Source organism: Gordonia abscondita, from assembly GCF_032711245.1.
GTDB lineage: Bacteria > Actinomycetota > Actinomycetes > Mycobacteriales > Mycobacteriaceae > Gordonia.
Map to the genome: position 1 here is coordinate 2557787 of NZ_CP128986.1, position 18476 is coordinate 2576262.

The 18476-nt window shown below is 65.8% G+C and carries 21 protein-coding genes and 1 pseudogene; 10 read left to right on the forward strand and 12 right to left on the reverse strand.

Translation table 11 applies throughout. The features are described 5' to 3' along the window. Positions 1–15: 15 nt before the first annotated feature. Complete coding sequence (locus MP11Mi_RS12035; RefSeq protein WP_420039155.1) at positions 16–1209, reverse strand: N(5)-(carboxyethyl)ornithine synthase; 1194 nt, start codon at positions 1207–1209, stop codon at positions 16–18. Positions 1210–1382: 173 nt separating this feature from the next. On the opposite strand from MP11Mi_RS12035, the gene MP11Mi_RS12040 reads away from it, so the two are divergent. Beyond that, positions 1383–1565 carry a VOC family protein gene (locus MP11Mi_RS12040; protein ID WP_420042164.1) on the forward strand — a complete coding sequence of 61 codons (183 nt, stop codon included), beginning with the start codon at positions 1383–1385 and terminating at the stop codon, positions 1563–1565. Here MP11Mi_RS12040 and MP11Mi_RS12045 read toward each other — a convergent pair. Then, positions 1524–2513, reverse strand: a complete 990-nt coding sequence (locus MP11Mi_RS12045; protein WP_420039156.1) for an NAD-dependent epimerase/dehydratase family protein — start codon at positions 2511–2513, stop codon at positions 1524–1526. The two genes, MP11Mi_RS12040 and MP11Mi_RS12045, sit on opposite strands and share 42 nt — an antisense overlap. Positions 2514–2588: 75 nt before the next feature. Between MP11Mi_RS12045 and MP11Mi_RS12050 the strand changes: the two genes are divergently transcribed. After that, a complete protein-coding gene (locus tag MP11Mi_RS12050) occupies positions 2589–3368 on the forward strand; it encodes a nuclear transport factor 2 family protein (RefSeq protein WP_420039157.1) in 780 nt (259 codons plus the stop codon). Positions 3369–3412: 44 nt separating this feature from the next. On the opposite strand, the gene MP11Mi_RS12055 is transcribed toward MP11Mi_RS12050, so the two are convergent. The 3 genes from MP11Mi_RS12055 to MP11Mi_RS12065 form a co-directional block, all read right to left on the reverse strand. Then, complete coding sequence (locus MP11Mi_RS12055; RefSeq protein ID WP_420039158.1) at positions 3413–3802, reverse strand: VOC family protein; 390 nt, start codon at positions 3800–3802, stop codon at positions 3413–3415. Between the two features lie 103 nt (positions 3803–3905). Then, positions 3906–4358: a VOC family protein gene (locus MP11Mi_RS12060; protein WP_420039159.1), complete on the reverse strand. Its 453-nt coding sequence runs from the start codon at positions 4356–4358 to the stop codon at positions 3906–3908. Continuing rightward, the gene (locus MP11Mi_RS12065; RefSeq protein ID WP_420039160.1) at positions 4355–5188 is read right to left on the reverse strand and encodes a class I SAM-dependent methyltransferase; all 834 of its coding nucleotides are present in this window, start codon (positions 5186–5188) and stop codon (positions 4355–4357) included. Before MP11Mi_RS12065 ends, MP11Mi_RS12060 begins: the two co-directional genes overlap by 4 nt. Before the next feature lie 139 nt (positions 5189–5327). Here MP11Mi_RS12065 and MP11Mi_RS12070 point away from each other — a divergent pair, with 139 nt between their 5' ends. Both MP11Mi_RS12070 and MP11Mi_RS12075 read left to right on the forward strand, forming a co-directional pair. Next, on the forward strand, positions 5328–5648 hold the full coding sequence (locus tag MP11Mi_RS12070) for a hypothetical protein (RefSeq protein WP_420039161.1): 321 nt from the start codon (positions 5328–5330) through the stop codon (positions 5646–5648). Next, entirely contained in the window at positions 5641–6012 is a 372-nt protein-coding gene (locus tag MP11Mi_RS12075; RefSeq protein ID WP_420039162.1) for a hypothetical protein, read from the forward strand. Before MP11Mi_RS12070 ends, MP11Mi_RS12075 begins: the two co-directional genes overlap by 8 nt. Position 6013: 1 nt before the next feature. Here the strand turns inward: MP11Mi_RS12075 and arfB are convergent, their stop codons facing one another. Continuing rightward, positions 6014–6454 carry an alternative ribosome rescue aminoacyl-tRNA hydrolase ArfB gene (gene arfB / locus MP11Mi_RS12080; protein WP_420039163.1) on the reverse strand — a complete coding sequence of 147 codons (441 nt, stop codon included), beginning with the start codon at positions 6452–6454 and terminating at the stop codon, positions 6014–6016. 88 nt (positions 6455–6542) lie between these two features. After that, positions 6543–7133 (reverse strand): TetR/AcrR family transcriptional regulator, encoded by a 591-nt coding sequence (locus MP11Mi_RS12085; RefSeq protein ID WP_420039164.1) that lies wholly within the window; start codon positions 7131–7133, stop codon positions 6543–6545. 178 nt (positions 7134–7311) lie between these two features. Between MP11Mi_RS12085 and MP11Mi_RS12090 the strand changes: the two genes are divergently transcribed. From MP11Mi_RS12090 to MP11Mi_RS12105, 4 genes and pseudogenes are all read left to right on the forward strand, one after another. After that, entirely contained in the window at positions 7312–8160 is an 849-nt protein-coding gene (locus tag MP11Mi_RS12090) for an LLM class F420-dependent oxidoreductase (RefSeq protein ID WP_420039165.1), read from the forward strand. 15 nt (positions 8161–8175) lie between these two features. Continuing rightward, positions 8176–9504, forward strand: a pseudogene (locus tag MP11Mi_RS12095) (flavin-containing monooxygenase); the annotation flags it as partial. Between the two features lie 36 nt (positions 9505–9540). Next, on the forward strand, positions 9541–10461 hold the full coding sequence (locus MP11Mi_RS12100) for an alpha/beta hydrolase (protein WP_420042082.1): 921 nt from the start codon (positions 9541–9543) through the stop codon (positions 10459–10461). Positions 10462–10601: 140 nt separating this feature from the next. Then, a complete protein-coding gene (locus tag MP11Mi_RS12105) occupies positions 10602–12311 on the forward strand; it encodes a class I adenylate-forming enzyme family protein (protein WP_420039166.1) in 1710 nt (569 codons plus the stop codon). 38 nt (positions 12312–12349) lie between these two features. Here MP11Mi_RS12105 and MP11Mi_RS12110 read toward each other — a convergent pair whose 3' ends face one another. From MP11Mi_RS12110 to MP11Mi_RS12130, 5 genes are read right to left on the reverse strand one after another with little or no spacing between them, the layout of a single operon-like run. Further along, positions 12350–13336, reverse strand: a complete 987-nt coding sequence (locus tag MP11Mi_RS12110; protein WP_420039167.1) for an NAD-dependent epimerase/dehydratase family protein — start codon at positions 13334–13336, stop codon at positions 12350–12352. Positions 13337–13396: 60 nt separating this feature from the next. After that, positions 13397–13738, reverse strand: coding sequence for a carboxymuconolactone decarboxylase family protein (locus MP11Mi_RS12115; RefSeq protein WP_420042083.1), 342 nt, complete (start codon positions 13736–13738; stop codon positions 13397–13399). Positions 13739–13794: 56 nt separating this feature from the next. After that, entirely contained in the window at positions 13795–14661 is an 867-nt protein-coding gene (locus MP11Mi_RS12120) for an NAD(P)-dependent oxidoreductase (protein WP_420039168.1), read from the reverse strand. Beyond that, positions 14661–15395, reverse strand: a complete 735-nt coding sequence (locus tag MP11Mi_RS12125) for an SDR family oxidoreductase (protein ID WP_420039169.1) — start codon at positions 15393–15395, stop codon at positions 14661–14663. Before MP11Mi_RS12125 ends, MP11Mi_RS12120 begins: the two co-directional genes overlap by 1 nt. Positions 15396–15421: 26 nt before the next feature. Further along, the gene (locus tag MP11Mi_RS12130; RefSeq protein ID WP_420039170.1) at positions 15422–16888 is read right to left on the reverse strand and encodes an aldehyde dehydrogenase; all 1467 of its coding nucleotides are present in this window, start codon (positions 16886–16888) and stop codon (positions 15422–15424) included. Positions 16889–16985: 97 nt separating this feature from the next. Here MP11Mi_RS12130 and MP11Mi_RS12135 point away from each other — a divergent pair, with 97 nt between their 5' ends. Beyond that, on the forward strand, positions 16986–17537 hold the full coding sequence (locus tag MP11Mi_RS12135) for a nuclear transport factor 2 family protein (protein ID WP_420042084.1): 552 nt from the start codon (positions 16986–16988) through the stop codon (positions 17535–17537). Then, positions 17531–18415 carry an SDR family NAD(P)-dependent oxidoreductase gene (locus tag MP11Mi_RS12140; RefSeq protein ID WP_420039171.1) on the forward strand — a complete coding sequence of 295 codons (885 nt, stop codon included), beginning with the start codon at positions 17531–17533 and terminating at the stop codon, positions 18413–18415. The genes MP11Mi_RS12135 and MP11Mi_RS12140 overlap by 7 nt, the downstream gene beginning before the upstream one ends. Positions 18416–18476: the final 61 nt, after the last annotated feature.

An 18476-nucleotide genomic window follows, 5' to 3' on the forward strand; every position in this document is an offset into this window, starting at 1 on the left:
GACGGGCGGCGCGCCTTATGCGAAGGCGTGCGGGTACTCCGGTTCTCGACTCTGGAACCTCAGGATGCTCGGATTCTTGATCACACCGTCGTGGATCTCGATCGCGCGGGCGATCGTGAGGTTCCCGGTCCAGGAATCAGGCCCTTCCATGACGGTGCGGAGGAACGGCAGTATCGCTTCGCTGATCTCCCACGTGGCCGAGTCCCACAGGTATGAGGGGCTGTGGTCGACGGCGTAATAGTTGACTCCTTGGCCGACGGTGAACATCGGGTGGTCGAACCCGGTGGGCTTCGCCCATTCGAAGCCCATTCCCTCATCGCACGAGACGTCGATGATGAGACTGCCCGCGGCGAACTCCGACAGGTCGTCGGTGCGCAGGTACGTCAACGGCGCCGCCACGTCCTGGAGAGTGCAATTGACGACGATATCGTGCGATGCCAGAAACCTCGGGAGCAGGACGTCGCCGTCGTCGGTGGAGATCGTGCTGAGGTGGGTCGGACCGTCGTCGGTGTTGAGCTGGGTGATGTGTGCGCTGTGGATCGGCGAGCCGACCGCTGAAGCGCCACGCTGTGTCAGGACTTGGATATCGTGGATTCCGTGCGCCTTGAGCGCGGTGACGGCCCCTCGTGCCGTCGCGCCGAAACCGATCACGACAGCACTGAGCCGTGGTCCGTAGTCGCCGGTCGAGCCTCTGAGACTCAATGCGTGCAGTACAGAGCAGTAGCCGGCGAGCTCGTTGTTCTTGTGGAGGACGTGCAGATTGAAATCACCCTGGCGGGTCCAGTGGTTCATCGCTTCGAACGCGATGAGCGTGAGTCGACGGTCAACCGCCGTCTGCGTGAGTCCAGCATCTTGGACGCAGTGCGGCCAGCCCCACAAGATGCCGCCCTCGGGGATCGCGGCCACGTCGGTCGCCTGCGGCTTCGGCAAAAGGAGAACGTCCGCCGATCCGATCACCTCGGAGCGCTCGGCGACCTTACCCACGCGGTCTTCGACATAGCGGGGTTCCAGCTGAAAATCCGCCGCGTAGCCGCGTTCGACGATCATTCGCGCTCGAATGTCCGGGTCGATTCGGTCCAGGTGGTGGGGATGTAGTGGCAGTCGACGCTCGTTCTCCATCGTGGAACTTGCCAGCAATCCGAGCGAGAGCAGCCCGGTGCTCGGTGAAGTGGTGGAGACAGCAGCGGACGATCGAACGGTACCGGACATCCGGTCTCCCATCATTGGGGAACCGAAGCCAGCTCCTGGGGCCGACTATATGCCGAATCCCGCCGAAGCCCGACTGTGGACCCCGGTTTCGGCCGGTTCGACCGTGACGGGCACTCCGGCGAGATGCTGCCGGGAACGCGCACAAGTACTACGCGAACCCAGGGTCGAGCTACGTGTTGCGTCTGGGAAGTGAGGGCGTCGACATCCTCACGCCGATCGAGACCGGGCCGTGGGGCGAGCGCTACTTTCAGATGGTCGACGCCAACGGGTTCGTCTATCACCTCGTGCAGTGGGTGGAGTCGGCCGACGGTGCGTCATCGAGCGCGCGTCAGGTGTCCTGCGGTGACGAAATGTGAAGCCAAGTCGCGGACGGTGTCATCGGTCGGCCGCGGCGAGTAGCCGAGTTCGTCGACCGCCTTCGAGCGGTCGACCCGCGGCGACGCGGTGACTGTGGCCAGGGAGGCTCGGGTGAGTAGATCGGAGCCGAACGCCGCCGAGATCGGTTCGACGACGGGCACAACCGCAGCCAGCGCAGACAGCGGCAGGGTGAGGACTGGACCCCGTCGTCCGCACAAGCGGGCGGTGGTCCGTGCGATATCCACCAGCTGGTGATACTGCCCACCGAGCAGATAGTTCTCGCCGGTGCGGCCGTTGTCGGCCGCGGCGACCAGACCTTCGGCGACGTCGCGGACGTCGACGAAGTCGAATCCGCCGCGGATGAAGGCGGGCAATCGGCCGCGTGCGGCCTCGCGCAGAATGCTGTTGACGCGTGACATCGGGACGGTGTCGGTCGGGCCGAAGACTGCGGTTGGGTTGCAGATCACGGCGTCGAGACCGCGCTCGATAGTCTTCTGCAGCTCCTGCTCACCTGCATATTTGGACCGATCGTAGACTGGCAGATCAGGTGCCACTGACCGAAGTGAACGTTCGTCGAGCTGATCGCACTGCGCATGCTGATCGAATGAATGAATCGAACTGCAATGCACCATCCGGCTCACGCCGGAATCGAGCGCGGCCTGTGCGACGACCCGCACCCCTTCGGTGTTGATCCGCCACGCCAGATCGTTCCGCTGCGCAAGCGTGATCACCGCTACCAGGTGATAGACGACATCGATGCCGTCGAACGCCTTGCGCATGGCGTCCTGGTCCAGGACGTCTGCGACGACGCTGGTCACTTCCGGCCGGGCGTCCAGGTCCGGCGTTGGCGCCTTGTCGATGGCTATCACGTCGTGCCCGGAGCGCACGAGTAGGTCGACCAGATTGGTTCCCACGAACCCGGTAGCGCCGGTTACTGCAACCTTCATCTCGTCTCCAATTCGCGTGCGGGAAATCACTGATAGAATTAGAACACGTTCTATATCGATGGAGGGTAGCCGAGAATGCCGACACGGCAGGAATTGCTGGCCGCAGTCAACGCGTCACCCGCTGCTGTCGCTGAGCACGACAAGGATCGCTGGCTGTCCCTGTTCGCGCCGTCGGCGATCGTGAATGACCCAGTCGGCTCCGCACCACATCGGGGGAGCGCGCAACTCTCGCGCTTCTACGACACCTTCATCGCGCCCAACGAGATCAGTTTCCAGGTGAACCACGACATCGTCTGCGGATCAAACGTGCTCCGCGACGCCACGCTCGAGATCGAGATGAGCGACCGCGTGACGCTTTTCGTACCTGTGCACCTTCGCTATGCGATGACTGCGGATGCGCGGATCGACGGGTTGTACGCGCATTGGGAGCTGGCGCCGATGGTCGGCCAGCTCATCGGCAAGGGCCTGCCGGCTGCGGCCGTGTCGCGCCGACTCACCGTCGGTCTACTGCGGAATCAGCGGCTCGTCGGCACCGCAGGCTTCGCGCGAGGATTCGTCGGTGTCGGCGCTCGGGCCAAACGGCGGGCGACCGAACTGCTCACCGCGCTCGCAGCCGGTGACGCCGCCGACGCTGGGGCGGCGTTCGCGGGATCTGCTGCGCTTCGCTTCGGCGAGGACGACGCGCAGTCAGCAGCCGAGTTCAGCGAGCATCTCGCCGGTTGGCGAGTCGGTAAGACTATTGCAGCAGGTCACACCGTCACCGCGACCTTGACCGACGGCCAGTCGTATGCGCTGGCGATGCTCGAGTACTCGGGGCGCACGGTGTCGTCGATGTCGGTGTTCGTCGAGCGCTGACGCCGCAACGACACCGCTACTCGCGATGGCCCGCCCAGCGGTGCCTATTCCACAGGTGCCGAAGTGGTGAGCGGTGTGAAGAAGTTGATGAGGTTGCCGTCCGGATCTCGGACGAGAAGTGACCGGTTTCCCCACGGCATGTCCGTCGGCTCGTTCACGAACACGTCGACGATGCCCTGGAGAGCCTGGTAGGTCGCGTCGACATCGTCGACGAGGAAGTCCAGAATGACGCTGCGATTCGAGCGGGCATCGACGACGTCATCTCCGAGCATCGGGGCAGTGGCGCTACTAGCGATGGCGAGTGTGCCCGACGGAGTGCGAAGTTCGGCGAACATCGGGTGAATTCGGTTGGCGGTAACCCCGGTCGCCGCTTCGTAGTAGGCGACGAGCGCGTCGACGTCGTCGGTGATGATGCGGGTTGCTGCCAACTGCATGGTGGTCTCCTCGTTCGTTCGGTGAGCATCGTGACCGCGCGGATGCGATCACTGGTGGGACGTTAGAAGCCCTACCGGACGAAGACTGTCCGCTATCGATTCGTCACTGTTCCGCTGAGCCGCCGAGTTCCTGCGCGAGCCCGACGAGAATCCCTTCGGGACCCCGCACATAGCAGAGGCGGTACGCGTCCTCGTAGCGCACCACCTCGTCGCTGACGAGCTCGGTCCCGTGCGCACGAAGCCGGTCGAGAGTGTCGTCGAGGTCGTCGACGGCGAACATGACGCGCAGGTACCCGAGTGCGTTCACGGGCGCTCGACGATGGTCAGCGACGACGGCCGGTTCGATGAATCGCGACAGTTCGAGTCGGCCGTGACCATCCGGTGTCTGCAACATCGCGATCTCGACGCGTTGGCCCGGCAGCCCGGTGACGCGGCCCGACCATTCGCCGTCGAGCGTGGCTCGCCCGACGAGGTCGAGTCCGAGCTCAGAGAAGAAGCCGATCACTGTGTCGAGGTCGTCGACGACGATCCCCATGTTGTCCATCCGGGTGCTCATTGCGACACCTTAGCGATCACGAGATCCTCTCCGCCCGCGGGGCTGAGCCCGTCGGTGCGGTCGACGAAGTAGCGGTCGTGCAGGTCGTCGGAGGTGATCACCGCGACGTCGGCGAATCCGGCGTCGCGTGCGATCGCGGCCGCTTCGTCGGGCCGCAAGAGCGACAACCACGGGTGGCCCGAGGCGGCGGCACCTTTCGACGCCACCGCCAAGATCGTCCGCACCTCCGGCGGCGCCAACTCGATCGGACGCGAATAGCTGAACACCGTGACCGATCCGGGTGCGAGCGACGCCGCTTCACGCAAGGTCGCCGAGATGGCGTCGCGCGTGAGATACATCGTCACGCCGAGTATCGCGACGACAGTCGGCGCCGTTGGATCGAGCCCGGCCGCTATCGCTTCGGTGAGCCACGACTGGCCCGCTTCGAAATCGACCGGGACCAGGCTCAGGCGGGCAGGGTCCAGGTAGCCGAGTTCGTCGAGGCGCGCTCGCTTCCACTCCTGCGTTGCGGGCTCGTCGATCTCGAAGACCCTGACCTGACCGTCCTGGCGCTGGGCGAACGTGTCCAGGCCCGCCCCGAGCAGCACGTACTGATGTGAGCCGGAGTCCCGAAGCGTGTCTTCGGCTGCCCGCGATCGCGCCACGATCGACGCACGATTGGTGCGCGTCCGCTCCGGATCCATGTCCGGACGTGTCCGCCAGCCGTCATCGACGTCGGCGATCTGCACGCCGACGACGTCGTCGACGACATGCGGCGATTCATCGATCAGGACGTGGAGTGCACGCCACAGCGCGGTGCGGACGGCGGTGGAGTCGGCTCCCGGTGTCATGGTCCTCCCGCTTGGTCATCGCGCTTCGTTGACGGGCGCGCTGACGCGCGCTCACATACGAGCAATACCAGACGTCGGTGCCGGTCCGTGGCCGATGCGAAACAGATGCGCACGCGCGGTGGCCGATATCGTTGGGCGCATGCTGATCGCTGCGTCTTCTCCGCGTCGGCTCGGGGTGCCGGCCGACAACGCCCGAGTGCGGTTCGGCCCCGACGATCCGCACTCGCAGTCTCCGAATCGGAGTTTGCTGCTGGACGGGAGCCCGGCGTTCTCCTTGTCCTTCTGGTGCGGGACGTGTCCGTTCCTGTTCGAGCGGCGCAGCGGCGCGAACGAGACGCAGTCCGGCGTGACAGGAGGCGACCGCGTTCTCGACCTGGGACTCGACGAGGTGGATGACCGCGTCATCGACAGGTTCGCGACGCTGCTCGAAGAGGGGAACGTTCGAGACCGTCGTGGATGATGAGGCACATCTCTACGAATTCGTCGTCCCGATGGTTCCGCCCGCGTGGAACGACCGTGACCGCGTGAAGTTCTACATCGACGAGATGCGGAACGGGGTGACGCCGACCGCCGTCGCGGTATCGACTCTGGACGTGTGTGCTCCGGCGAGCACTCTCGACGGGACCGACAGCTACGCGCACTGGGGACTCAGCCACTTCCTTCTCGACGGTCACCACAAGTTCGAGGCGGCTGCACAGTCCGGTTCGCCTGTCAGGCTCCTCGCCATGCTGAGTCTGCGCGATGGACTCGCCGGATCGGCCGACGTCGAGCGGCTCCCGGAGCTGTTGGCACGCGGACATAGGAGGCGGGCAGAACTCGCCTGAGCTAGTCCGCGACGGGCTTGCGCCGGTTCGCTTTGACGGTGCCGCGTCGCGTCTTGGCGTCGAGACGTCGTCGTTGGGAGCCCTTCGTCGGACGCGTGGCCCGCCGCGAGATGGTCGGAGCGACTGCGTCGCGCAGCAGTTCGGCGAGACGCTGCCGTGCCGCGACACGGTTGCGGCGCTGCGCCCGCTCCTCCGATGCGGCGATCATGATGACGCTGCCGTCGAGTCGGGTCGTGAGATTGCGCAGTACGCGTGCTCGCTGCACATCGTCGAGTGCCGCCGTCGCTGCCAAGTCCAGGCTGAGTTGGACGCGCGAATCGGTGGTGTTCACGCCCTGCCCGCCGGGCCCGGATGACCGGGAGAACTGCTCGACCAACTCGGCTGCGGGGACACGGATGCCATGAGGCGCACCGGGGCCCGGCGAGATGAGTAGATCGTCCACGGAACCCATTCTGCTGGTCTCGGCCCGATCTGGCGAATGAATTCGTCGGCGGTCGTACGGTTCCCGTCAGGCGGTCGATGTCCCGAGGTCAGCTCCTCAGCATGGTGACCGCGTGATCAGCGACGACGTCGAGATCGTCGCCGAGATCGCCGCTCAGCCATTGTTGGACGAGCGCCGACATCGCGCCGGTGAACATGACGGCCCGGATTCTGCCGACCAGTGGATCGGGGGCGTGAGTGAGCGTCTCGGCGAGCGTGAGCTGGTGCAGCACCTCCTGCGTCGCCGACCGTCGTTGCGCAAGCACATGATTCGCCTGCGCCTCGGTGAACAGCACCCGGCCGCGGCGAGGGTCGGCCGAACTGAAATCGAGGACGGCGACGATCCCCGCGCGAGTCCGGACACGGACGGAGTCGGGGAGGTCTGCGAGATCTCGTTCGATGGCCTCGCCCAGGGCGAGGGCGGTCACGTCGTAGACGGCTCCGAGTAGCTCGTCGGTGTCAGTGAAACTCTCGTAGAAGTACCGGGTGTTGAAACCGCACGCGCGACAAACGGATCGGACGGACAACGCGGTCTCGCCGCCGGTTCCGAAGATGTCGAAGGCTGCCTCGATCAGTTTCGATCTGCGTTCGGCGCGACGATCCGCGAGAGGGACGCCCGCCCATCTCGTGGGGCTCGACACTCGTCCAGCATACTTAGGCGCCATCTGCGTCATCCGTGGCATTCGGCGGCGTTCGCGGCACGCCGACGGGCTGGGCGATCGCTCAAGTCGGACAACCTAGAACGTGTTACAGTTCACCTTGCTGGACGAGTGTCTAGTCATTCGTCCGTCACGGTTCGTCGGCGCGTAGGAGAAAGTTATGGAATTCGGGATCGTCCAGTTCACGAGTGATCGAGGGCTCGCGCCGTCGATCTTGGCGCCCCTCATCGAGAACGCCGGGTTCGGGGCGTACTACGTACCCGAACACGGGCACATTCCCACCCGTCGAGACGCCGCGCACCCGCAGACCGGCGACTCTTCGCTGCCCGACGACCGGTACATGCGCACCCTCGACCCGTGGGTGTCGTTGAGTGCCGCAGCCGCGGTGACCTCGACGATCCGTCTCGGAACGGCCGTCGCACTGCCCGTCCAATCCGACCCCATCACCCTCGCGAAGAGCATCGCCACGCTCGACCACCTGTCCGGCGGACGCGTGACCCTCGGCGTCGGATTCGGTTGGAACCTCGATGAACTCGCCGACCACGGCGTCCCGCCGAAACGCCGACGGACCATGCTGCGCGAATACCTTGAAGCCATGCGGTCGCTGTGGTCCGACGAGGAAGCGCAGTACTCGGGGGAGTTCGTGAACTTCGGTCCGTCGTGGGCGTGGCCGAAGACGGTGCAACAGCCGGGGCCGCCCACGCTCGTCGGGGCCGCGGGAAACGAGAAGAACTTCAAGTGGATCGCGCGTAGTGCCGACGGCTGGATCACGACGCCCAATGAACAGGACATCGAGGAGTCGGTGCTGCTCCTGCACCGGACCTGGGCCGACGCCGGACGCGAAGGCGATCCGCAGATCGTCGTCCTCGACTTCAAACCGGTCGCCGAGAAGCTCGACAAGTGGCGCGAACTCGGGGTGACGACCGTCCTATACGGGGTGCCAGACGACAGCGAGGAACGGGCGAGCGGATACCTCACCAGACTCGCGGGCAAGCTCGGAATCGAGTAGGACGAGGCGCAGATCATGACCGAACACAGCACGTCCGGACCCACGACAGCGATCATCGGCGCAGGAATCAGCGGTTTGACCGCGGGAAAGATGCTGGCCGACTACGGCATTGACTACACCTGTTTCGAAGTCTCCGACCGCATCGGAGGCAATTGGGCGTTCCGGAACCCGAACGGAATGAGCAGTGCCTACCGGTCGCTGCACATCGACACGTCCAAGCATCGGCTGTCGTTCAAGGACTTCCCGATGCCCGACGACTACCCGGACTTCCCACACCACGCACAGATCAAGGCGTATCTCGACGACTACGCGGACGCGTTCGGTCTCCGCGCGAACATCGAATTCGAGAACGGCGTCACGCACGCACGTCGGCTCGACGGCGGGGGATGGGAACTGACGACGCAGAAGGGCGAGAGGAGGACCTTCGATCTGCTCGTCGTCGGCAACGGTCACCACTGGGACGCTCGGATGGCCGACTTCCCCGGCGAGTTCACCGGCGAATCGATTCACGCGCACCACTACATCGACCCGCAGGAACCCCTCGACCTGCACGGTAAGCGAATCCTGGTCGTCGGACTGGGCAATAGTGCCGCCGACATCGCCGTCGAACTGTCGTCGAAGTCGCTGCAGAACGACGTGACGCTGTCGACCCGGTCCGGCGCGTGGATCGTGCCGAAATACATTGCGGGGCAGCCAGCCGACAAGTACTACAAGACGAGCCCGTACGTGCCGTTGTCGTGGCAGCGGAAGGTCGCCCAGTGGGGCCAGCCGATATCGGCGGGGCGTCCAGAGAACTTCGGTCTGCCGACCCCGAACCACAAATTCTTCGAAGCGCATCCGACACAATCCGTCGAACTGCCGCTGCGCCTCGGGTCGGGCGATGTGATTCCGAAACCCAACGTGTCTCGACTCGACGGCGAGAGGGTCCACTTCGATGACGGGACGAGCAGCGACTTCGACGTCATCGTCTACGCGACCGGTTACAACATCACGTTCCCGTTTTTCGACGAAAATGTGATCAGCGCTCCCGACAACCGCATCGACCTGTATAAACGGATGTTCAAACCGGGATTCGACGACCTCGTGTTTGTCGGGTTCGCACAGGCGACTCCCACTCTGTTCCCGTTCGTCGAATGCCAGACGCGTCTCCTCGGTGCGTATGCGGCGGGCCGGTACCGGCTGCCGCCGGTCGAAGTGATGAACGAGGTGATCGTGAGCGATCAGCACAAGTACACCGGACACATGCTCGATCGACCCCGCCACACCCAACAGGTGGACTACTTCATCTACGAGCACGACCTGCGGACCAAAGAACTGCCCGCGGGCACCGCACGAGCCGAACGACCCGACTTGCACGAGCGGGTGACAGACGAACCTGGGGTGCGCGACTCCGGCGACTCACCGACATCCTTCGTCAGCGGGGGGACGCGCTGTGCCGCCAGGCATTTCCCGGCGGGCACCGACGCTCTCGCCGGGCCGAACGGCAGACCCGTCATCGTCATGGCGCACGGGTTGGGCGGCACCATGGACTCCGGTCTCGCGCCGTTCGCGCAACGCCTGTCCGCCGCGGGAGCAGACGTTCTCACCTTCGACTATCGCGGCTTCGGGGCGTCCGACGGCCAATTGCGGCAGACGGTCCGGCTCGCCGACCAACTCGACGACTACCGTGCCGCGATTGCCGCGGCCGGAGCTATCGACGGCGTCGATCCTCAGCGGATCGTGTTGTGGGGCGTGTCGTTGTCCGGCGGGCACGTGCTCGCCGTTGCCGCGGGTCGCGACGACATCGCCGCCGTCGTCTCGATGACACCACTGGTCAATGGGCTGGCGGCCGGACGGTTGGCATTGGCGAACGGTCCGGCATCGGCGATGGCCGCGTCGACGGTGCGCGGCTACCGCAGCAAAGCCCGTCGTCTCGCGGGCCGCGAACCGCTAATGATGCCGATCGTCGGCGATCCCGGTGAACCCGGCGCGTTGACATTGCCGGGCTACCGTGAGGACTACCTCGCGATCGCCGGACCGACGTGGCGCAACGAAGTCGACGCGGCGCTCGGCACCGAGATCGGCGGCTACCGCGCCGACAAGCATGCCGTCGACGTCGCCGCTCCGGTGCTCATGCAGATCGCCGACTTCGACCGGAGCGCTCCGCCGCACGCGGCGGCCGAAGCGGGCGTCAAAGCGCGTGCGCAGGTTCGTCACTATCCGTGCGACCACTTCGGGATCTTCCCCGGACAGCCGTACTTCGACGCGGCGTGCGAGCATCAGATCCACTTCCTGACACGCACCCTCGCCTCGTCGAACTGATCAGTGGCGAGACGGTCGTCCGGGTCGCCAGACGGCGCTGAATCGACTTCGCTGCAGGGCCCCGGCCATGCCGGTCATCGTCACACTAGACCAAGATGCAGTTCGCGTTTGCCTGAATTTCGACCCGGAGGTTCCCACTCGTGACAACAGCCAACGAATCGGTGTCTGCGTTCCGCGCGGCCGAAACAGACTTGACCGCACCGGCTGGACCGTTCGCGGTGACCGATGCGGTGGTCGGCGGTGAGACGATGCGCGTCTACCGCGACACACCGACGAGTTTCGACGAGGTGTTCGCCCAAGCCGTCGGACGGTTCGCCAACGACACACTGTTTGTCGAGGACGGCGTCTCATACACCTACCGGCAGGTGTCCGACGCGGCCGGTGTGCTCGCCGGATCGTTGGTACGCGATCACGGTGTGGCCGACGGAGACCGCGTCGGCATCGCGATGAAGAACAGGACGGAATTCGTCGTATCGCTCGTCGCCATCGGACGGTGCGGCGGCGTGGCAGTTCTGTTCAATGGCCGCGAGAGCGAAGCCGAACTCGCCGGTGCCGTAGCCGACGCCGCGTGCGTCGTAATCATCGCCGACTGCGACCGGGCCGCCAAGATTCGCGCGCGAGACGCGACGACCGACCTGGTCGTGGTCGGCGCGGACCACGAACTGCCTGCGGCGCCAGCCCGCCGCTACGACGAACTCGTGGTCTCGGGCGAACCGATCGCCGCACGCGAGGTGCCCGATCCAGACTCGGTGTCGTGGATTTTGTTCACGTCGGGGACGTCAGGGCGCTCCAAAGGCGTGCTGTTGACCCATCGGAACGTCTGCACCCTGGTGGTGAATCTGCGGTTGATCAAGGAATCGAACATCATCCTCAACGCGCGCAAGTACGGGATGGAGCCGGACGCGCTTCGCGGGCTGATGCCGAAATTGTCGGCGCTACTGATCTTCCCGCTGTTCCACACGTCGGGGCTGACATCGTTGCTGACCACCATGTCCGCAGGTGGATTCTCGGTGATCATGCCCCGATGGACTGTTGACGTCGCGATCGAACTCATCGCCGAGTACAAATTGTCGATGCTCGCCGGGCCGCCGATGGTGATCGTCGACCTGTTGGCCGCCGAGCCGCCCGCCGAGAAGGTCGGGACTCTGATCAACGTCTCGCCCGCCGGTCAGGCGACACCACCAGACCTGGTGAGCAGGATCGAGCGGGTCCTGCCCAACTCTGCACGCGCGGTCGGGTGGGGGATGACCGAGACCACCGCCAGCGTCAGCACCGCGGGCGGCGACCTCCTGTCGACCCACCCGGAGACCTCGGGGCCTGCCAGCCCGGTGATGGAGGTACGCGTCGTAGACGCGGCGGGTGAGGTCCTCGCCGAGCCGGTCGCCGTCGGTGAACTTCAGGTGCGCGGGCCCCAAGTGATGGCCGGCTATCTGAACCGGCCCGACGAGACAGCCGCTGTATTCGACGGATCCTGGTACCGCACGGGCGATCTCGGATACCTCGACGCCGAAGGTCTGATCTATGTCGTTGACCGCAAGAAGGACATCGTGATCACCGGTGGCGAGAACGTCTACTGCGCGGAAGTCGAATTCACGCTGCTGGCGTCCGAGCAGTTCACCGAGGTCGCGGTGTTCGGCGTGCCCGACCCGCGGCAGGGCGAGAGAGTGGTCGCCGCCGTCACCGTCGCCGAAGGACTGACCCTGAGCGCAGACGATGTCCGCGACCTGGTCCGCCAATCGCTCGCCGCGTACAAGGCGCCGACCGACGTCGTGTTCGACCTCGGTCCGTTCCCGCGCAACGCGACGGGCAAAATCCTCAAGCGCAAGATTCGCGAGAACTTCCTGAGCTGACCTTCGCGCCGGAGGCCGCTCAGTGTGAAGGGCGTAGGTTAGCGGGGGCTGCCGGAGGGGTGTTCGCCCCACACCGCGGCGAGCGTCTCGGCGGCCGGACGGAACGCCATGCCCAGATCGTCCTCGGCGGTCGTGTTGTCGGGGATCGGGGCGTGGACGAGGTAGCCGATCGCCGCCTCGCTCAACTGGGACAGCGACCGCGGGACCACCGCGGGCACGCGATCGGCGACTCGGCCGGCCCAGGCGAGCACCGAGTTCGGGATCGGCCAATGGCGGATGCGTCGACCGGTCACCTCACTCAAGCATCGAGCCAGGTCGGTGTCGCCGAGTCGGTGCCCGCCGGCAACGTATCGTCGCGGACCCCGGCCTGCCACGAGGACGCGAGCGTGCAGTTCGGCGACGTCGCGGACGTCCACGATCGTCAGTGCGGCCGTCCGACCGACGACACCGGTCTTGCTCAACGTGATCACCGCGTCGCCCGCCTCGCCGAACAGGCCGTGCGCGGACGGCCCCATCACGGCGGTCGGGTAGACGATGACCACGGGGTGTCCGGCGTCCTGGAGTTCTCGCGCGTACCGTTCCCCGGCCGCCTTCGACTGTCCGTACGCGTCCGGCCCGCCTCGCACCGGGAGGTCCGGCGCGAGGCCCGGTTCCGCCGCGTCCCAGAGTGCCCCCGAACTCGACACGTAGACGATCGGGTCCATGCCCAGGTCGACGGCCTGTCCGAGCACGTTTCGACAGGCGTCGACGTTGCGTCGAACCAAGTCGTCGGCCGGTACCGTGTGGAGCGCGACTTCGGCGGCGGCGTGAATCACCGCGTCGCACCCGGTGAGGGCCCGCCGGACGGCGACGCGATCGCCAATATCGCCGACGACGACGTCCGGCTCGAAGCCGAGGAACGGCACTGCGTCGGCGACCTTCCCCGGGCTGCGCGCGAGGAGCCGGACCTCGTGGCCGTGGTCGTGCACCGTCTTCGCGATCCAACCGGCGACGAATCCCGTCGCACCCGTCACCAGGACGCGCATCCACTCTCTCCTATGTCGTCCGCCTATGTTCGTTCGCCTCGCCGTCAGACCGTTCGACACTCAATCCGTGGCGCGTTGCGCCCGCGCATGTTTGTCGATGACCCCGCCGAACATCATGTTGAGCGCCGAACCCCGCGGCCACCCGATGTAGTAACAGAGGAACAGGGCGATCTCGAGGAGTTCGTCTCCGTCGAGTTCGCCGTTGCCGAGGGCCGCGCCCGCCTGGATCTCGGCGACATCGATCTGTCCGGTTGCGGCGAGTGCACCCAGCAGTAGTAGGCGACGGTCGCGGATGCTGAGTCCCTCACGGGCCCACACCTCGCCGAACACCTGGTCCGCGGTGTGGGCGAAGAAGTCGCCCGGGCCGTCCTTCATCTCCCAGCCGTACACCTTGGACATCATGTCCAGCCCCTTCTGTCGCTGCGGGGAGGCCTTTTGGCCTGCGGTCTCCGGAGTGCTCACTTGTCGTCCTTTCCCACGCCGAGTCCATCGGCGAATCGTTCCAGTGCCAGTGCGGTGAGAGGCAGGTCGACGCCGAGTTCGGCGCCCAAATCGAGAGCGAGCCCGAGATCCTTCTCGCCGAGTCCGCGTACGTGGTCGAACACGTCGTACCAGAAGTCGTCGCGCGCAATGGGTGCGGCCGTGTCGCGCAGCATGATCGCGCCCGCACCACCGGTGATCGCATCGGTGTGGCGGACCACCTTGCCGAGCTTCACCAAATCGATACCTGCGGCCTCGGCCAGCCGGGACGCCTCCGTCGTCGCGGTGAACGAGATGAAATGCAGTAGGTTGCGGGCCAGCTTCATCGTGGTTCCCGACCCGACCGGGCCTGCATGGATCAGCATGTCGGACACCGCCGCGTACGGCGCTTTGATGCGCAGATAGGCGTCGCGGTCGCCGCCGACCATGATCGCCAGCCTGCCCTCCTTCGCGCCCTGCGCGCCACCGGAGACGGGTGCGTCGAGCACTGCGACACCCTTGGCCGCGCACACCGCTTCGAGGTCGACGGCGGTCTGCGGGCCGATAGTCGAATGGATGACGACCACCGTGCCGGGGCGCGCGGTCTCCAGAATGCCGTCGGGCCCGGTGACGACAGTGCGAACCTGCTCGTCATTGAGGACGGTGATTCCGATGACGGTCGCGGCGGCCGCGATCTCGGCGGGCGACGCGGCGCGTATCGCGCCGTCGACCGTGACATCGGGACGGACATCGCTGACGATCAGTCCGCCAGGCCAGGCGGCGAGGCGTTCGGCGATGGGGGCGCCCATGTTGCCGAGGCCGATGAACCCGATCGGCTCCGGCGTGGTCGCGTCGATCTCGCTCATCACCGGATGATCTGTCCGCCGTCGACGTTGAAGATCTGCCCGGTGATCCACGCCGCCTCGTCCGAGAGTAAGAACAGCAGCATCCCCGCCATATCGTCCGGGGTGCCCATCCGCGAGAGGGGCAGCTTGTCGACCATCTCGGCGACCATGTTGCCGGGCGTCGTGGTCTTCGTCGCCTCCGTGTCCGTGGGGCCGGGCGCGATGGCGTTGATCCGGATGCCGGAGCCGCCGAGCTCGGTGGCCAACTGCTGGGTGAGACTGTTGACGCCAGCCTTGGCGACGCCGTAGAACCCGCTGTACAGCCAGGCGGCGGTCGACGACTGGTTGATGATCGCGCTGCCCGGCTTCATCCTGCCGTAAACGGCGCGCGTCACGTTGAGTGCGCCGTCGAAGTTCACGCTCATGAACTTCTTGTAGTAGTCCCACGGGACGGTGATCAGGAAGTCGAGCTTCATGCCGCCGTAGATTGCAGCGTTGTTGACGAGGTAGTCGATCTGGCCGTACTTCTCGATCGTCGCGTCGGCGAGCGCCCGGGCGGACTCCGGGTCGGCGACGTCGGTGTGGACGTAAAGCCCGTCGATGTCCGACGCGACGACCTGTCCTGCCTCGTCGTTGAGGTCGGCGACGACGACGTGACATCCCTCGGCAGCGAGACGGCGGGCATACACTTCGCCGATGCCGCCTGCGGCGCCGGTCACGATTGCGGTCTTTCCTTCAAAACGCTTGGTGTTCATGGGGTTCCCTCTGTAGTGGTGTGGTGTCAGGCGGGGGTTGCGACGGCCTTGGTCTCCAGGTACTCCTCGAATCCGGCGACGCCCATCTCGCGGCCGATGCCGGACTGTTTGTAGCCACCGAACGGGACGTCCGCCGAATACCAGATTCCGCCGTTGACGCCCATCGTTCCGGTGCGGACACCGTCGACGACCTTTTTGATCCGGGCGGGGTCGGTTCCCCACACCGCGCCGGACAGGCCGTACGGGGAGTCGTTGGCGATGGCGATCGCGTCGTCGTCTCCGTCGTGGGCCAAAATCACCAGGACGGGGCCGAAGATCTCCTCCTGGGCGACGCGCGCAGAATTGTCGAGACCGGAGATGAGCGTTGGTTCGACGTAGAAGCCCTTCTCCCGGTCGGCCGGTCGGCCACCGCCGGTCTCGATGACGCCGCCCTCGCTCTTAGCCAGTTCGATGTAGCCGAGGACGCGGTCGCGCTGGACGGCGGAGATCAACGGTCCGCAGATGGTTCCACCCTTGCTGGGGTCGCCGGGCTGCAGGCCGGCCATCGAGTCGCGGACCAGGTTGATCGCGTCGTCGTACTTGTCGCGGGGGACGAGCAGTCGCGTGGTGATCGCGCAGCCCTGACCCGCGTGAGTGACGATGTTGAACGCGGCCATCGAACAGGCCGTCGCGAGGTCGGCGTCGTCGAGGACGATAAACGCCGACTTGCCGCCGAGTTCGAGGAAGACGCGCTTGAGGGTCTCCGACGCGGCGGCCATCACCTTGCGTCCGGTCGCGGTGGATCCGGTGAAGGAGACGATGTCCACGCGCGGGTCGGTCGACAGGAGAGCGCCCACTCGGTGATCGCTCGACGTGACCACGTTGAATACCCCTGGCGGAATGTCGGTCTCCTCGGCGGCGACCTTGCCGACGAGCGCAGCACACCACGGGGTGTCGGGGGCGGGCTTGAGGACGACGGTGCAGCCGGCCGCTAGGGCGGGGCCGATCTTGGCGAAGTTGATCTGGTGCGGGAAATTCCACGGTGTGATTGCGCCGACGACACCTGCTGCTTCGCGGCGCAGGCGTCGGTCGTTGGCGATGCCCATCGGTTCCGCGCGGCCTAGGTCGGTCTCCCACTCGAAGCTCTCAGCGAGGTCGGCGAAATAGCCGAGGTCGCTGATCGGGCCTTCGAGTTGTGGCCCCGACGTCAGGAACTTGGGGGCGCCGACTTCGGCGATCGTGATCTCGCGGAGCTCGTCGACGTGGCCGAGGAGGGCATCGCGCAGCTGGCGGAGACACGCGGCGCGGAAGGCGGGATCACGCGACCACGTCGTCGTGTCGAAAGCGGTGCGCGCGGCCGCGATGGCGGCGTTCATGTCGGCCTCGCTGCCGTCCGCGGCCTGCCCGATCACCTCTTCGGTCGCCGGGTTGACGACGTCGAACCTGCCGGCGGAACCGGGTACCAATTCTCCGTCGATCAACAGTTCAGAACTGCTTTCTGGCTTGAGGGGCACGCCTGACTCTCCTTCTGGACAACTGTCTGGACTTGCGTATGAACCTAATGTAGCGTCGGGTCAGATGTCCAGTACTCACAGGAAGTTGGTCGCCGACATGGCATTCGATCGCGCTGAACTCGATGAGATGAAGGAGCGTTGGCTGCAGGCCAACATCGACGTGGAGAAGGCCGGTGACTGGCGTCCACTCGCTGACTTCTACACCGAGGACGCGACCTACGGATGGAACTATGGACCCAAGAACGACTTCATGGCGGTGGGGCGTGACGAGATCCGCGACATCGCCATCGGCTTCGAGATGGACGGACTCGACGGTTGGACGTACCCGTACCAATCGTGGGTGGTCGACGAGCAGACCGGCGACATGATCGGCTTGTGGAAGCAGATCAATGAGGCCACCCGCGCCGACGGCACCCACTACGCGCTCAATGGGGTGCAGGGCAGCTGGTTCAAGTACGCGGGCGACTTCACATGGAGCTGGCAGCGTGACTTCTTCGACTACGGCAACGTCACCGCGCTGTTCGCCGAGATGCTCACCGACGGTGTGATTACCGCAGGCCTACAGGGGCGGATCGACCGTGTCCTCAATGCCGACGGGCTGCTTCCCGGTTGGTACCCGATCGGGCAGACGCCCGTGCCGATGTGGTGACGCCGACCGATTCGGTGCTGCGCGGCAAGCGGGCCGTCATTGCGGGTTCGAGCCGTGGAATCGGTCTAGCTGTGGCGAAAGCCTTGGTGGCCGAGGGTGTTTCGGTGATCGTCAATGGTCGGGACGAAAGCGTCGCACAGAATGCCGCAGACGAACTGTCGGCAGCGGGTGGTGCAGCCGTCCCGGTGGCGGGGAGTGCCGCAGACCAGGCCGTCGCGCAGGCGATGGTCGACGCCGCCGTCGTCGAGTTCGGCGGAGTCGACATCGTGATCAACTGTGCTGGCACCGCGGAACCGGTCGGCTCCTCGATCCTGACGACGACGAGGCACGAGTTCCTCGCGCAGCTGGACGCCCATCTCGTCAGTTCGTTCGAGCTGGTCCGAGCGGCAGCGCCCCGACTCCACTCCCAAGGGTCGGGCACCGTGGTACTCACCGGGTCGGCGGCGTCGTCGGGCATGTTCGGCGGCATCGGCTACCCGGCAGGCAAGGGCGGCGTGAACAGTCTGGCCATGGCGCTGGCCGCCGAACTGAGGCCGAGCGGTGTCCGAGTGAACGTGGTGTGCCCCGGCGGGAAGACCCGATTGTCGTCGGGCGACGACTATCGGGCCCACATAGACGATCTGTACAAACGCGGGCTGCTCGACGAGGCGCTGCGCGACATCGCGCTCGATCCCGCACCCGCCGAATACGTCGCCCCGCTGTACGCATACCTCGCGAGCGACCTCGCCGCCGACATCACGGGCGAGATCTTCAGTGCGGCAGGCGGATTCATCGGGAGCTATCCGCCGTTCCAGCCTGGGTTCGTCGCGTACCGCGGCCACGACGACCAGCCGCCCTACACGGTCGCCGAAGTCGCCGCTCTCATCGCCTCCCGCTGATCGAGCGGAGTCGAGACCGAATCTCCCCGCGCCGTCGTACGCTGGAACCGGGTCGGACCGG

Coding starts and splice junctions, on each gene's coding strand:
- MP11Mi_RS12035 (WP_420039155.1), bottom strand. CDS start 1,209: ATGTCCGGTACCGTTCGATCGTCCGCTGCTGTCTCCACCACTTCACCG.
- MP11Mi_RS12045 (WP_420039156.1), bottom strand. CDS start 2,513: ATGAAGGTTGCAGTAACCGGCGCTACCGGGTTCGTGGGAACCAATCTG.
- MP11Mi_RS12050 (WP_420039157.1), top strand. CDS start 2,589: ATGCCGACACGGCAGGAATTGCTGGCCGCAGTCAACGCGTCACCCGCT.
- MP11Mi_RS12055 (WP_420039158.1), bottom strand. CDS start 3,802: ATGCAGTTGGCAGCAACCCGCATCATCACCGACGACGTCGACGCGCTC.
- MP11Mi_RS12060 (WP_420039159.1), bottom strand. CDS start 4,358: ATGAGCACCCGGATGGACAACATGGGGATCGTCGTCGACGACCTCGAC.
- MP11Mi_RS12065 (WP_420039160.1), bottom strand. CDS start 5,188: ATGACACCGGGAGCCGACTCCACCGCCGTCCGCACCGCGCTGTGGCGT.
- MP11Mi_RS12070 (WP_420039161.1), top strand. CDS start 5,328: ATGCTGATCGCTGCGTCTTCTCCGCGTCGGCTCGGGGTGCCGGCCGAC.
- MP11Mi_RS12090 (WP_420039165.1), top strand. CDS start 7,312: ATGGAATTCGGGATCGTCCAGTTCACGAGTGATCGAGGGCTCGCGCCG.
- MP11Mi_RS12110 (WP_420039167.1), bottom strand. CDS start 13,336: ATGCGCGTCCTGGTGACGGGTGCGACGGGATTCGTCGCCGGTTGGATC.
- MP11Mi_RS12115 (WP_420042083.1), bottom strand. CDS start 13,738: ATGATGTCCAAGGTGTACGGCTGGGAGATGAAGGACGGCCCGGGCGAC.
- MP11Mi_RS12120 (WP_420039168.1), bottom strand. CDS start 14,661: ATGAGCGAGATCGACGCGACCACGCCGGAGCCGATCGGGTTCATCGGC.
- MP11Mi_RS12125 (WP_420039169.1), bottom strand. CDS start 15,395: ATGAACACCAAGCGTTTTGAAGGAAAGACCGCAATCGTGACCGGCGCC.
- MP11Mi_RS12135 (WP_420042084.1), top strand. CDS start 16,986: ATGGCATTCGATCGCGCTGAACTCGATGAGATGAAGGAGCGTTGGCTG.